We start from the raw sequence: 14281 nt of genomic DNA on the forward strand, positions 1-14281 counted from the left end.
AAACTCTTCAGTTAAAAAGTTTGCTTACTCAAAATCTATTACACTAACAATAACTTAATCGACTCACTGTCCCGAAGAACAACAAGCCAACATAAAGCGAATTGACGTGTTAGACGTTTCGCAAGACTTCAATTTTTTTGATCCCAAAAGGATCTTCTGAAGCCTCCAGCGAGCGCCCACACAAATTATCTGATTATCTATTTTAAAGAGCGTCTGACCCTTCGTTCAACGTCTTACCTTAGTAAGTGGCAAACTCTTGTTTGCTTCGTTGTCCGTGTCAGTGGGGGCGTATAATACCGCCTAAAACTTTTAGCGCAAGTACTTTTTTAAAATTCTTTTTAATTAATGCTTTTTTTGTTTAACAGACTGTAAATAAGCAAAAAGACACCGAAGTGTCTTTTTTAAATATTTCCAATCTGACCGTATGTTACAGTCTATAAGACGAACAAGTGATGCTTTTTCTTACCAAGCTTAACCAAGAAGTACTTACCATAATAGCCGTTTGTAGAAGTAAATATATCGGCCGCACTCATATTGTCTTCCATACCCTTTGCTACGCCGTTCACAAACACAGAGTTACGTTGCAAAGCATCCTTGACTTGCTTACCACTTGCCGCCAATCCAGCGTCCGCCATCAGTGTGGTTAATGGTGTTTCGGCAAGATCCACTCCCGTCAAAGAACTACTTGGCAAACCGTCCAGCTGAATTTGCGCTAAATCCTGCTCACTTAATTGATCAACCTCACCACTAAACAAGGCTTGAGTGATACGCTCTGCTGCTTGCAAACCTTCCTCACCATGCACCAAACGAGTCGCTTCTCGAGCCAAAATAGACTGCGCTTGGGGTTTACCCGCACTTTCTTGGTCTGCTTTTTCAATAGCATCAATATCTTCAAGACTTAAGAAGGTAAAGAACTTGAGGAATTTATAAACGTCAGCATCCGCAGTATTCATCCAGAATTGGTAGAATGCATATTGACTTGTTTTAGCTGGATCCAGCCAAACCGCACCGGATTCTGTTTTACCAAATTTTGTACCATCTGATTTTGTTACAAGAGGCACGGTCATGCCGAATACTTGAGACTGGTTTTGGCGGCGAGAAAGATCAATACCACCCACAATATTACCCCACTGATCACTCCCCCCCACTTGAATAGTACAGTCATAAGTGCGGTTTAATTCTGCAAAGTCCATCCCCTGCAACAAGGCATAAGAGAATTCAGTAAAAGAAATACCTGAACCTTCTCGGTTCAAACGCTGTTGAACGGACTCTTTATTAATCATTGAATTTACAGAGAAGTGCTTACCAATATCTCGCAAGAAATCCAATACGCTCATTTTCCCTGCCCAATCTAGGTTATTCACCACGCGAGCAGGATTTGGTAAACCATCAAATTTGACGAACTGACTTACTTGATTACGAATTTTATCAGCCCAACTTGCCACAACATCAGAAGTATTTAGCTGGCGCTCTGCTGCTTTAAAGCTTGGATCACCGATCAAGCCTGTGGCACCACCAACAAGTGCAATTGGATTATGACCTGCGTCTTGGAAGCGCTTTAACACTAAAAGAGGAACAAGATGCCCAAGATGCAAGCTATCTGCTGTCGGATCAAAACCACAATAAAGAGTACGACTTCCACCACTTAAGTGTGTTTTAAGCTCTTCTTCAGCCGTCATTTGAGCGATAAGCCCACGAGCTTGCAAGTCATTCAAAAGGTCTTTACTGCTTACAGTCATTATTTTGATCCATATCCTAGTTAGTTTATCTTACTTAAGCATTCAATTATAAAAGCAATATTGGTAGGATTATAAGGCTTTTTATTAAAGATTTTTTAGGTACGCATTTTGATCAAGCTATTACCAACAAAGCACTTACTCCTTATTGCTGGTGTAAGCGCCCTCCTCGCCATAGTTCTTATTGCAATACCTGATGAGGAAATAGCAAACAACACCATATCTCTGGAAGCAAATTTAGAGGTTGTTGACCAATCTCAACTGATGCTTCAGGACTTACAAAAACTCACGCCTAAAACAAATACAACAAGTTCAACAGCTTTTTTCTCGAACGAAACAAATTCAAGCTACGACATCCCTGCACCAGAAGCCTTAGTGAAGAAAACTATGGCACCAACATACATAGAACAATCTATGCAAGTTGCCGCAGGAGACTCTTTATCTAAATTATTAACAAGCAAAGGGATTTCAGCACAAGATATTTACAAAGTATCACTAGCAGATAAAAAACAAAAAACCTTGTTAAAAATGAGACCTGGTCAAACATTGAACTTCACAACTAATGAAGCATCAGGAGAACTAACCAAACTAACACTTGTTCTAAATCGCTTAGACTCAGTCACTTTCGAACGTGAAAATGACAACAAATTTAATAGAATTGATACTTCAAGAACTCCCGAAATCATACAAACCTATAAAGAAGCTGAAATTAATAATTCTTTATTTGTCGATGGCATGAAGTCTGGCATAGAACAACCCTTATTGATTGAACTAGCCAACATTTTTGGTTGGGATATAGATTTCGCCTTAGATATTCGTAAAGGCGATAGTCTAAGCATGCTCTATGAAGAGAAATATCTTGATGGAGAAAAAATAGGCCATGGCAACATCATCGCTGCTCAATTTATTAACAACGGCAGGACCTATCAAGCCATTCGCTATAAGACTGACAAAGGTGCAAATTATTACACACCTGACGGTTTAGCAATGCGCAAAGCTTTTATACGAACTCCGGTCGATTTCACTCGTATTTCCTCTAAATTCAACCCAAATAGATTGCACCCAATTTTTAAAACAAGCCGGCCACATAGAGGAGTAGACTACGCGGCAGCAAGTGGCACTCCCGTGAAAGCAGCAGGCGATGGAAAAGTATCCTTTGCAGGCAAACAAAATGGTTATGGCAATGTTGTGATTATCGATCATGGCAGAGGCTACCAGACACTTTATGCTCACCTCAAAGGTTTTTCGAGAGGAATAAGGAGAGGAGTAAGAGTAAAACAGGGCAAAATTATTGCTTACGTTGGTCAAACAGGATGGGCTACAGGCCCTCATCTTCACTATGAATTCAGAATCAATGGCACTCACAAAAACCCAGTTACTGTTAAACTGCCAAATGATGACCCAATGCCTAAAAAAGATTTAAAAAAATATTTACCCTACGCAAAACAAGTTGTTGCAACATTAGAAAACTCACACTCCCCATCGTTTTCTCAAAAACTTGCCTCTTTAAAAGACTAATAAAGCTGAAAAGAGAAACAAAAAAGCAGCCACAAAATGGGCTGCTTTTTTTCGCATAGAATCAAGCGATAAATTAGATAGCGCTATTAACGAAGTCCATCAACTGAGATTTAGAAACAGCACCAACTTTAGTCGCTACTACTTCACCACCTTTAACAACCAACAACGTAGGAATACCTCGTACATTGTACTTTGGCGCCGTTTCTTGGTTTTCATCGACATTTAATTTAACGACTTTAATCTTGTCTTTATATTCGACTGCAACGTCTTCCAAAACTGGCGCAATCATTTTACAAGGACCACACCAAGGAGCCCAAAAATCAACAATAACTGGGATTTCTGAATTCAACACTTCTTCTGCAAACTGCGCATCAGTGATCTGAATTGTATTCTCACTCATAATAATTCCTTAAGATTCGATTTCTAACTAATGAATAAGGCGTAGTGTAACACTAAATGATTAGGGTAAAAACGAGTTCCATTCAATTAAGTCGATAGTCATGCACTATGATATCAAAGAACGAATAACCGTTGGCAACTCAAGCAAAGAATGAATTTCAGCATGAGACCTCGCTCCCCAATCATCTCCCCAACGCTGAGCGCCATGGCGATTGAACCACACACTTTTTGCTCCCGCATTAGAAGCTCCAAACACATCATCTACTGGGTGATCGCCAATATGAACCAATTCAGATAAATCTACACCCGCATTCCTTGCCGCAACAGAAAAAACATCTACTGATGGCTTCGCTATCCCTAACTGATCCGCTCGAACCGCAAAATCAAAATACTGTCCCAGCCCAACATAAGGATGAAAAACATCGGCATTGCCATTAGTTATAACAGCCAACGAATAATCCTGACTCAACTCTTCTAAAACATCAACGACATGGGGATAAAGGTCCACTCTCTGACGCCACTCACAAAAATGGGCTAATGCAGCCCCAGCAACAGAGACAGCTTCCTCAGAAGGCAAGCCAAACCGCTTTAATGCTAACTTATAAACAGCCAAGCGGATCGCCGTCAAATTAGGCGCAATATCTGGATTATTAGACAACACCTCTAACTTCAACTCTTCACGAACAGAAAAAGGATACTGCTGAGAAAAACCAGGAAAACGGTCTTCAAACCAAGACTCCATGGCATATTCAGCTCGCATAATAACCGGAGCCACATCCCACAATGTATTATCAAGATCGAAGGTTATCAGCAAACTCACGGCAGCAACCTCAATAAAATAGCGCTCAATAAATCCGCCAAGTACTGTAAAAACATAGTACCTTTCTCTTTATCAAAAGCAGATTCACTTTCTGATCCAAGTACAAGCACACCACACTTTTTCACTTCACCACCTTCCCTTGAAAGAAGAGGTAAAACAGCAACAGAACAAACAGTGGAAGCATTTTCTGAAAAAAGATAGCTCATTTCATGCTTTGGTATCACACCGCAAAAGCACTCACTAAAGCCAGCAACATGAGATAAAAAAGCATCTTCCTCAACTAATTCATGCGACCTTACAGCACTATCACCAACATCGCCGAATAAAATCAAAGCATGCTGTGTAACCTCAAAGTCATCACGCACCATATCATCAACAACAACAGCAAAGTCATCTAGCGAGCTACATGTTAAACCAGCCAATACTAGACGGCGGCTTTTCTGCATAGTTGATTCATTTTCCCGTGCGACTTCAACAAGACGTTCAAATTGCCCACGATAATCTTCCGTCGTCTTGCGTAATAGGTTTACTTGATACTCAAGCAATGAAATAACCTTTCCATTGACTGGATGAGGAAGTGTTAAACTCTCCAGCAAATCAGCATGACGACTAAAAAAATCTGGCTTATCTGAAAGGTATTGAACCACTTCCTCTTCGCTCATAATCCCTCTATAGGTATATTTGACCTTCAAATACTTTTACAGCAGGACCCGTCATAAGAATAGGCAAGCCTTCACCCTGCCATTCAATATGTAAATCACCACCGCGTAAATGCGCGGTTACAGTTGGAGACAACCACCCCTGCTTAATACCAGCTACAACCGCGGCACAAGCCCCAGTCCCACAAGCTTGAGTCTCCCCCACACCACGCTCATAAACGCGCAAATTGATTTCTGTAGGACTAATAACCTTCATAAAACCAACATTCACCTTTCTAGGAAAGCGCTCATGGCATTCAATGAGAGCACCAACCGTAGCAACTTCATCATCGTTTAATTGATCAACTTTAATTACAGCATGTGGATTACCAACAGAAACAGGCGTCATAAAATATTCAGTATCACCTGCCATAATACTGTACAGGTCATCACTTTGCTCAGCCGTAAAAGGCAAGTCTTCCGGAGTAAAACTCGGTGCCCCCATATCTACGGTAACCAAACCATCATCAAGAACACGTAACTGAATAGCACCACGCTTCGTTTCTACATTAATAATACGCTTATTCGTTAATTCTCGATCCAAAACAAATTTAGCAAAACAACGAGCGCCATTTCCGCAGTGCTCAACCTCACTACCATCAGAGTTATAAATTCGATAGCGGAAATCCATATCGGGATGAGTTGGCGTTTCAACCACTAATAACTGATCAAAACCAATTCCCCAGTTACGATTACTTAATCGCTCGATTTGCTGTTTATTAAAGAACACCTTACGAGACACCGCATCAACAACAACAAAATCGTTACCAAGACCATGCATTTTAGTAAATTTCAACAACACGACGAACTCCTCAGTCTGGTAGAATTTGCTCACCAGCTAATTGATGCTCAATCGTTTCACGAGCACGGATTAAGTAGGCATTATCACCATCCACCATGACTTCAGCAGCACGGTTACGGCTATTGTAATTTGATGCCATAGTAAATCCATACGCCCCAGCAGAGCGCACAGCTAAAAGATCGCCCGCCTGAATATCTAATTCACGATCCTTACCTAAAAAATCACCGGTTTCGCAAATCGGCCCCACTAAATCGTAAGTTCGCTTACCTTCCGGCGTAGATGCCAAAGAAACAGGAACAATATTCATCCACGCACCATATAAAGATGGACGGATTAAGTCATTCATAGCTCCGTCAATAATCGCGAAGTTTTTATGTGGCGTACATTTTAAAAACTCAACTTTAGTCAATAACACTCCAGCATTCGCTGCAATAGAACGACCAGGCTCAAAGGCCAATTTAACATCTCGCCCTTTGACTTTATCCAGCACTAACTTAGCGTATTCAGAAGGCTCAGGCGGAACCTCGTCACGATAACGAACACCAAGGCCACCACCAAGATCAAGATGTTTAATCGTGATACCAGCTTCTGCCAATTCATCGACTAACCCAATCAAACGATCAAAGGTGTCTAAAAAAGGTTTCAATTCGGTCAGCTGAGAACCAATATGACAATCCACTCCCATGACATTTAAATTCGGCAGCTCATGGGCAATTTTGTAGATGCGAACAGCGTCTTTAATATCAATGCCAAATTTATTTTCCTTTAGTCCCGTTGAAATATAAGGATGTGTTTTTGCATCGACATCAGGATTAACACGCAACGATACGGGCGCCATTTTACCCATTTCCCCAGCAACCTGATTTAAACGGTAAAGCTCGGCCTCTGATTCAACGTTAAAACAATGAATTCCTACCTCTAGTGCTCGACGCATTTCTCCCGCCTGTTTTCCCAACCCAGAAAACATAACCTTGGAAGGGTCACCGCCCGCTTTCAAAACACGCTCTAATTCGCCCACTGAGACAATATCAAAGCCCGAACCGAGTCGAGCTAAGACATTCAAAATAGCGATATTAGAGCACGCTTTTACAGCATAACAAATGAGTGTTGGATGTGATGCAAAAGCATCGGCATAGGCATTATAGTGACGCTCAAGTGTCGCACGAGAATAAACATAACACGGCGTGTCAAACTGTCTTGCTATATCAGATAGAGCAACATTCTCTGCATGCAGAGTCTGGTTAGAATAATTAAAAAAGTCCAAAAGGGGATCCTCAGCTACAACGATGCTTCTTGCTGTATTTCAGAAGCATCACTCGGCAAATAAAGAGCGCCTTTATTTCCGCAAGCTGTAAGAAAAACAGCTAAAACACATACTGAAAGCAACTTAAACATCATTTTATCTCTTCAATTTTTGATCCCAACAGTATACCTTGCAGCTAATGCGTTTCCCAACCCTAGCGTACTAATTACACAGATATTCTTTCCTGAAAATGTTTCACATAGAATAGAAGCATTCTTCGGCTTGAATTTTATATATTAACCACCAGCTATATTTTCTATGTCATCTAACTTGGATCAAAATATCAATCACATTAACAAGACACAGCAGCTCAACAGCAAGGTTAAAAACAAACTTGCACCTTTAGCAATGACGCTTTGCTGCGCCATAATTATACACTTAGTTATTTTTACACTTTCAGACCTGCAGGACTGGTTTACAATCAAACCACAAACTGCAAATTTCGAACTCATTTTACTACCGGAAGAAGCATCACCAAGCAATACGACACCTAAAGCGGTCATTCCAAGCAACGACAAAGTAGAAAAAAAACCTACCGAGAAAATCGACAGCTCAAGAAAAGTAAATAGCAATGATATAGAAACAAAAACGGCAAGGACTCAACCAAATAACACCCTCGATAGTGGCTTAAATGGTAAACAACTTAGTGAGCAAGAACACACTTTTAATCCAGAAGAAACACTCGATAGTATTAAGAAGAAACCAACCACAGATTCATTATTTGAAACTGAAGGAAACACTTCCACCGACTTCAGTTTAAGTTCACAAAAACCTGAGTTACTCGATTTATCTAAACTTTCCTTATCTGCAAATATAAATGACACAGAACTAACTAAGGTCTTCTCTGAAGAGCTAAGACATAAAATATCCGAGTCACAAAAAGCCCAAAAAGAATATTTGAAAGGAATAAAAGAAGAAGAGCAAGATTATCCGGTCACCAGAGATGCGGATGGTACACGCTATGTAAACATTAAGGGAGTGTGCTGGCGTTTACCCAAAGAAGGCAGCAATGAAGGATGGGCCATCGTCTTTGATGGCTGCGGTATAAAATCAAAACTCTTCCACTTTGAGCTAAATATCTCACCAAGTGTACTTACCAATGAGCTGTTAAGCCCAGATTCTCCCTTCTATTTAGACCAGCAATCAAATTAAACACTCTAACGTTAATACAAAATAAGGCGGCTTCCCGCTATTAGAATCGCCGCCTTATTTCTCCCCTCTCTAAACTATCTCTTAGAAAGGTCTTCCTTAGCACGCTCTACTGCCTGCAACACTTGCGCTGGAGCCGTTCCACCAATGTGATCACGGGCAGCAACCGAACCTTCAAGAGTCAAAACATCAAAGACATCCGCTTCAATCATGCTGCCAAAGGTTTGCAACTCTTCTAATGACATTTCAGATAAGTCTTTACCTTCTTTAACGCCATAACCAACAGCTTTACCCACAATTTCATGAGCATCACGGAACGCGACACCATGACGAACCAAGTAATCAGCCAAATCGGTCGCGGTAGAAAAACCACGACGCGCCGCTTCATACATGTGTTCTTTACGAGATTCAATCGCAGGAATCATATCGGCAAACGCACGCAATGAACCTTTAAGCGTATCAACCGTATCAAACAAAGGCTCTTTGTCTTCTTGGTTATCTTTGTTGTACGCCAAACATTGTGACTTCATTAAGGTGAGCAAGCCCATTAAATGGCCATATACGCGACCCGTTTTACCACGCACCAACTCTGGCACATCAGGGTTTTTCTTCTGCGGCATGATAGAAGAGCCTGTACAGAAGCGATCAGGTAAATAAATAAAGTTAAACTGAGCCGATACCCACATCACCATTTCTTCCGCCCAACGGGACAAATGCATCATGATAATAGAAGCCGTGGCCGTAAACTCAATGGCAAAATCACGGTCACTGACAGAGTCTAAAGAGTTATATGTCGGACGTTCAAATCCTAATAACTCGGCCGTCATATTACGGTCAATGGGGTAAGTCGTTCCCGCCAGCGCTGCCGCACCAAGTGGTAAGATATTAATACGTTTACGGCAGTCAACTAGACGCTCATAATCGCGCTGAGCCATTTCATACCAAGCCATTAAATGATGACCAAAAGTCACTGGCTGAGCCGTTTGCAAATGAGTAAAGCCAGGCATAATGGTGTTGGCTTCTTTTTCCGCCAGACTCAAAATACCTTGCTGTAAACGTGTTACTTCTTCTAATAAGAAATCAACTTCGTCACGCATATAAAGACGAATATCAGTCGCGACTTGGTCATTACGTGAACGACCAGTATGGAGTTTCTTGCCGGTAATGCCGATTTTTTGCGTTAAGCGCGCTTCAATGTTCATGTGAACATCTTCTAGCTCAACAGACCAAGCAAACTCACCACGGGCAATCTCATCTTCAATTTCGGTCAGCCCTTGAATAATCTGATCTCGTTCTTCTTCTGTCAAAACACCAACACTTGCCAGCATTTTGCCATGGGCAATAGACCCTTGAATATCCTGTTTTGCCATACGTTGATCAAACTCAACAGACGCAGTAAAACGCGCTACAAACGCATCAACAGGCTCAGAAAAACGACCACCCCATTGCTGGTTCGTGGTTTTATTAGTATCAGTCATTCGATTGGTTCCCACACAAATTCAAACAGCTGCCAAGAGTACATTAAGCGCCTCGACTTATAAAGCACTGAAAGATGACGGAGTGCATCTTAGCGAGTATCATTACCCCATGAAATTGAAAGATATTAGTCCATCTACAAGTCATTAGGAGATGAAGTGAAAGACAAAATTGTGATCGCGACCAGAGAAAGCCAGTTAGCCCTTTGGCAGGCCAACAATGTCAAAGCCAAACTAGAAAGCCTCTATCCCGAAATACAAGTTGAATTGCTTGGCATGACAACAAAGGGCGATCAAATTTTGGACTCCCCCCTATCGAAAATTGGTGGCAAAGGTCTGTTTGTAAAAGAATTAGAAAGCGCCTTAATGGATGGCCGTGCTGACATTGCGGTGCATTCTATGAAAGACGTTCCGATGGCTTTCCCCGAAGGGCTAGGCTTGGCCGTCATCTGCGAACGCGAAGACCCAAGCGATGCCTTTGTTTCTAATAAAGTCGCTTCCTTAGAAGAGCTACCACAAGGTGCTGTGGTTGGTACATCGAGCTTACGCCGCTCCTGTCAGTTGCGCATGAACCGCCCCGATTTGGTTGTCAAAGACCTTCGCGGCAATGTGAATACGCGACTAAGAAAAATGGACAACGGAGAATACGACGCCATCATCCTGGCAACCGCAGGCTTAATTCGCCTAGAAATGTTTGACCGCATTAAACAAAGAATTCCAGCAGAAACCAGCCTCCCAGCGGGCGGTCAAGGAGCAATGGGCATTGAATGCCGTTCCGATGACGTGCAAACCATTAATCTATTAGCGCCATTACAGCATGAAGAAACAGCCATTCGCGTAACCGCTGAACGAGCCGTAAATGAACGTCTTAATGGAGGTTGCCAAGCGCCTATCGCTTGTTTTGCCATCTTGGAAAATGACACATTATGGCTAAGAGGCTTGGTGGGTAGCCCAGATGGCAAAACCATGATTGAAGGTGAAATTCGTGGGCACAAAGACGATGCTAAATCACTAGGCGTTCAATTGGCCGATGATTTACTTGCTCGTGGTGCCGATGTCATCCTTGACGCAATATACCAATAAGCAAAAGGCAACATGCTGGTGCAAGACTGTCGTATCCTAATCACCCGACCGGAACCGGAAAATACGTTAAGCCGTGAGCGATTATCTACTCATGGCTGGACCCCTGTTCCTTTACCCATGCTAGAAATATCACCGATAAAAGACACAGATAAACAGGCTTTTATTCGTTCACAAGTGTTTGATATCGACACATATGATTACGTTATTTTTGTCAGTAAAAATGCCGCTCGATTAGCCTGTGAATGGCTCGATGAGTGCTGGCCTATGCTACCAGCCAATGTTCATTGGATAGGAATCGGTCAAGGTACGACACAAACCTTACTTGATAAAGACGTACCCGCCTTATCAAACCCAGGACACACCACAGAAGCCTTACTAGATTGGTTAAGACCCGCCAAAATGAGAGATCAAAAAATACTGATCATCCGTGGTGAAGGCGGCCGTCCAGAGTTGGGTAATAAATTAGAAGAACGAGGCGCAAAAGTCAGCTACCTTTCTCTCTATGAAAGAAAAAAACCACACTATTTGGCTCAAACTTTCTTCATGTTGCCCGATATCAATTTAATATGGGTCACCAGTGGAGAGAGTTTACTCAACCTCTCAGAGTACGCATCACTGTATAAACCTGAGTGGAAAGCTTTACCAATACTCACTCCGAGCATTAGAGTAAATCAACAAGCAAAAGAAATGGGATGGATAAATGCCTCTTGCGCAAATGGCGCTGACGATAACAGCTTGATCAAAGCCACAGAATTTCAAATAGGAAAACAGAATGACTGACAACAACAAGCAAGCGCAAGAACCAAACGAGGTGACGGAAACAACACCGGAAGCATCAAAAACGGCAAAGCCAACACAACCGAAAACAGAGCTTCCAAAGACAAAAGAAGCAAAGCCTGCATCATCACTCAATACATTCGCAGCACTGTCTCTTGGGCTTTCCGCTATCGCCATTGCGACAAGTGGCTGGCTTTACTTCCAGAGCACACAAAGTACGCTACACCAAGACATTCAACAACTTGCCGCCCAACAAATCATTTTAGATCAAAAGCTTAATGACAATACGCTTAACAAAACCCAGCTAACTCGATTAGTTCAACAAGTAAAAACAGCAGAACAAACTATCCTTCAGCAAAAAAATGAACTGACGGCTCAACAAACCCAACAAAGTGAAAAGCTATTATCCCTTGAGTCAAAGATTAATCGCCTTAACAACACCACGAAAGAAGATTGGAAGTTGGCTGAGGCGGAATACTTGATTCGCCTCGCCAATCAAAGGTTATTACTTGAATCCGACAGCAATGGGGCTATCACCTTACTTATCAATGCCGACGATATTCTCAATGAATTAGAAGATCCCATTGTCTTTACAACACGAAAATCGCTAGCGAAAGATATTCAAGCACTAAAATCCATCAATCCGTTTGATTTAGAAGGCGCCTACCTAAAACTAAACGCTTTATATGATAACGTCGCAAGCCTTCCTCAAAGAGAACCCTCTAAAGAGTGGCAAAAAAATACGACTGATAACACAACGATCCAGAAAGACTCAACAGGGAACAAAATAGCATCAACTCTAAACGATTTATGGAGCGCCATCCGCTCACTTGTAGTAATTAACTATAACCACAAACCAATCAAGGCATTACTCCCCCCTGCTGAATATCAAGAGCTTATAACTGGGATGCAGCTGCAACTAGAAGTTGCTCAAATCGCGCTAATTAAAGGCGAACCCATTATTTATCAAAAAGCCCTAGAACGAATAGCCAATGCGACTACTGAACATTTCGAAACCCAATCGAGCACCGTTATATCCTTCTTAGCGAGCCTTACAGCCTTACAACAGCTAAACCCATCGCCGAATTTACCTTTACCAAGAGAATCTTTAACCTCAATGAAGTTGCTCATGAAGGAATGGAATCATGGTGACACTAATACACCTAGCGCAACTAAAGACAATATTACAGAGCCAAAACAAGCTGAAGACGTAAATACTTCACTCCCTCAAACAGACATAGGAGATAAGGTATGAGAAAGCTCCTTTTCTTACTTGTCATTATGATGGCTGTCGGTGGTGTGCTAGGGCTATTAATGCGCCAAGACAGCGGCTATGTTTTAGTGGCTTATAATGGCGTCACAATTGAAACCAGCCTATGGGTTTTAATCGTCGCCATTATTATCGCCCTCTTTGTATTAAGCTGGATAAAACGCATTCTTATTATCGCTATAAGACCAGGTAATTCACTGGCTAAAGTTACGGGGAATCTAGCGCAAAAAAGAGCGTCTAGAAATACCATCAGAGGCATGCTCGAATTAGTCGGTGGCAATTGGAACAAAGCAGAAAAATTACTCACTAATAGTGCAGAAAGAGTTCCTTACCCATTAATCAATTACATAGGCGCGGCCTACGCAGCAAGCGAGCAAGATGAACAAGAACGTTCAAAATCCCTGCTACGCTTAGCACATAAATCGGCCCCTCAAGCAGAATTTGCAATAGGCTTCGCGCAAAGCCAGATACAAATAAAGCAAGAGCATTATGAAGGTGCACTTGCCTCACTTCTTCGTCTGCAAAAACTAAAACCAAAACACAAGCAAGTCTTAAAAATGCTGGTAACCGTTTATAAAAAGCTGAAAGATTGGGATGCCTTGTTAAAACTCACTCCGACCCTGAAAAAAGAAGGCATATTTGATGTCGACAATATGCTTGAGCTAGAACGTAATGCATTTTTAGCCCTGCTCGATAAAATCAAATTTCGCAGCAAACTTGGACAAAATAACAAAGAACTTGTCGGCGAGGTTGAAAGCTTATGGAACAAGTTAGATACGCTCTCTCAAGATGACAGAATGAGACAACTTTACGCCCAAACACTGATATATTTTGGTGATGATACGAAAGCAGAACGTTTCATTCAGAGTAGCTTAAATCAAAAATGGTCAGAAGACTTGGTGTATGAGTACGGCAATATTAAACAAGACAATACCAAAAAGCTTTTAACCAACTGTGAAAATTGGCTAAAAAAAGAACCATCAAGCGCCAATTTATATCTTGTCTGTGGCCGCTTAAGCCAGTCTATGATGCTTTGGGGGAAAGCTAAAGATTATTATGAACAAGCACTCTCTCTCGATTCCCATAACGAAGCCCTGGCAGAATTAAGTCGACTACTTAAAGCGATGGGAGACACTAAAGCTAGCCAAGACCTAATGATGATTAACCTTAGTTATGCCAGTAGCCAATTAAAACCATTACCACTACCTTAATATCAGACCTAAAAAAAACGCTGTTATTTACTAACAGCGT

General features: G+C 41.7%; 14 protein-coding genes. 6 read left to right on the top strand and 8 right to left on the bottom strand.

Annotated elements, in window-relative coordinates; genetic code table 11:
* Positions 1–434: 434 nt before the first annotated feature.
* Positions 435–1739: a tyrosine--tRNA ligase gene (gene tyrS, locus C0J08_RS16950; RefSeq protein ID WP_212653094.1), complete on the bottom strand. Its 1305-nt coding sequence runs from the start codon at positions 1737–1739 to the stop codon at positions 435–437.
* Between the two features lie 108 nt (positions 1740–1847).
* Between tyrS and C0J08_RS16955 the strand changes: the two genes are divergently transcribed.
* Positions 1848–3254, top strand: coding sequence for a peptidoglycan DD-metalloendopeptidase family protein (locus C0J08_RS16955; protein ID WP_212653095.1), 1407 nt, complete (start codon positions 1848–1850; stop codon positions 3252–3254).
* A 73-nt stretch (positions 3255–3327) separates the two neighbouring features.
* Here the strand turns inward: C0J08_RS16955 and trxA are convergent, their stop codons facing one another.
* From trxA to lptM, 6 genes are all read right to left on the bottom strand, one after another.
* Entirely contained in the window at positions 3328–3654 is a 327-nt protein-coding gene (gene trxA, locus C0J08_RS16960) for a thioredoxin TrxA (protein WP_212653096.1), read from the bottom strand.
* A 105-nt stretch (positions 3655–3759) separates the two neighbouring features.
* Complete coding sequence (locus tag C0J08_RS16965; protein WP_212653097.1) at positions 3760–4473, bottom strand: HAD family hydrolase; 714 nt, start codon at positions 4471–4473, stop codon at positions 3760–3762.
* Positions 4470–5135 carry a DUF484 family protein gene (locus C0J08_RS16970; protein WP_212653098.1) on the bottom strand — a complete coding sequence of 222 codons (666 nt, stop codon included), beginning with the start codon at positions 5133–5135 and terminating at the stop codon, positions 4470–4472. Before C0J08_RS16970 ends, C0J08_RS16965 begins: the two co-directional genes overlap by 4 nt.
* Positions 5136–5142: 7 nt before the next feature.
* Positions 5143–5973, bottom strand: a complete 831-nt coding sequence (gene dapF / locus C0J08_RS16975) for a diaminopimelate epimerase (protein ID WP_212653099.1) — start codon at positions 5971–5973, stop codon at positions 5143–5145.
* A gap of 10 nt (positions 5974–5983) precedes the next feature.
* Positions 5984–7237, bottom strand: coding sequence for a diaminopimelate decarboxylase (gene lysA / locus C0J08_RS16980; RefSeq protein WP_212653100.1), 1254 nt, complete (start codon positions 7235–7237; stop codon positions 5984–5986).
* Positions 7238–7251: 14 nt separating this feature from the next.
* Positions 7252–7371 carry an LPS translocon maturation chaperone LptM gene (lptM, locus tag C0J08_RS16985; protein WP_212653101.1) on the bottom strand — a complete coding sequence of 40 codons (120 nt, stop codon included), beginning with the start codon at positions 7369–7371 and terminating at the stop codon, positions 7252–7254.
* Positions 7372–7546: 175 nt separating this feature from the next.
* Between lptM and C0J08_RS16990 the strand changes: the two genes are divergently transcribed.
* Complete coding sequence (locus C0J08_RS16990) at positions 7547–8428, top strand: hypothetical protein (RefSeq protein ID WP_212653102.1); 882 nt, start codon at positions 7547–7549, stop codon at positions 8426–8428.
* Positions 8429–8502: 74 nt separating this feature from the next.
* On the opposite strand, the gene argH is transcribed toward C0J08_RS16990, so the two are convergent.
* On the bottom strand, positions 8503–9903 hold the full coding sequence (gene argH, locus C0J08_RS16995) for an argininosuccinate lyase (RefSeq protein ID WP_212653103.1): 1401 nt from the start codon (positions 9901–9903) through the stop codon (positions 8503–8505).
* 156 nt (positions 9904–10059) lie between these two features.
* Here argH and hemC point away from each other — a divergent pair, with 156 nt between their 5' ends.
* From hemC to C0J08_RS17015, 4 genes are read left to right on the top strand one after another with little or no spacing between them, the layout of a single operon-like run.
* Positions 10060–10983 carry a hydroxymethylbilane synthase gene (hemC, locus tag C0J08_RS17000; protein WP_212653104.1) on the top strand — a complete coding sequence of 308 codons (924 nt, stop codon included), beginning with the start codon at positions 10060–10062 and terminating at the stop codon, positions 10981–10983.
* 18 nt (positions 10984–11001) lie between these two features.
* Complete coding sequence (locus C0J08_RS17005) at positions 11002–11763, top strand: uroporphyrinogen-III synthase (protein ID WP_212653105.1); 762 nt, start codon at positions 11002–11004, stop codon at positions 11761–11763.
* The gene (locus C0J08_RS17010) at positions 11756–13015 is read left to right on the top strand and encodes a uroporphyrinogen-III C-methyltransferase (protein ID WP_212653106.1); all 1260 of its coding nucleotides are present in this window, start codon (positions 11756–11758) and stop codon (positions 13013–13015) included. The genes C0J08_RS17005 and C0J08_RS17010 overlap by 8 nt, the downstream gene beginning before the upstream one ends.
* Positions 13012–14241, top strand: a complete 1230-nt coding sequence (locus C0J08_RS17015; protein WP_212653107.1) for a heme biosynthesis HemY N-terminal domain-containing protein — start codon at positions 13012–13014, stop codon at positions 14239–14241. The genes C0J08_RS17010 and C0J08_RS17015 overlap by 4 nt, the downstream gene beginning before the upstream one ends.
* Positions 14242–14281: the final 40 nt, after the last annotated feature.

This window comes from Marinomonas sp. CT5, assembly GCF_018336975.1.
Classification (GTDB): domain Bacteria; phylum Pseudomonadota; class Gammaproteobacteria; order Pseudomonadales; family Marinomonadaceae; genus Marinomonas.

Bases quoted from the DNA above. Each gene is read 5' to 3' on its own strand.
- trxA (WP_212653096.1), bottom strand. From the start codon at position 3,654: ATGAGTGAGAATACAATTCAGATCACTGATGCGCAGTTTGCAGAAGAA.
- C0J08_RS17010 (WP_212653106.1), top strand. From the start codon at position 11,756: ATGACTGACAACAACAAGCAAGCGCAAGAACCAAACGAGGTGACGGAA.
- argH (WP_212653103.1), bottom strand. From the start codon at position 9,903: ATGACTGATACTAATAAAACCACGAACCAGCAATGGGGTGGTCGTTTT.
- tyrS (WP_212653094.1), bottom strand. From the start codon at position 1,739: ATGACTGTAAGCAGTAAAGACCTTTTGAATGACTTGCAAGCTCGTGGG.
- lptM (WP_212653101.1), bottom strand. From the start codon at position 7,371: ATGATGTTTAAGTTGCTTTCAGTATGTGTTTTAGCTGTTTTTCTTACA.
- C0J08_RS17015 (WP_212653107.1), top strand. From the start codon at position 13,012: ATGAGAAAGCTCCTTTTCTTACTTGTCATTATGATGGCTGTCGGTGGT.
- C0J08_RS16970 (WP_212653098.1), bottom strand. From the start codon at position 5,135: ATGAGCGAAGAGGAAGTGGTTCAATACCTTTCAGATAAGCCAGATTTT.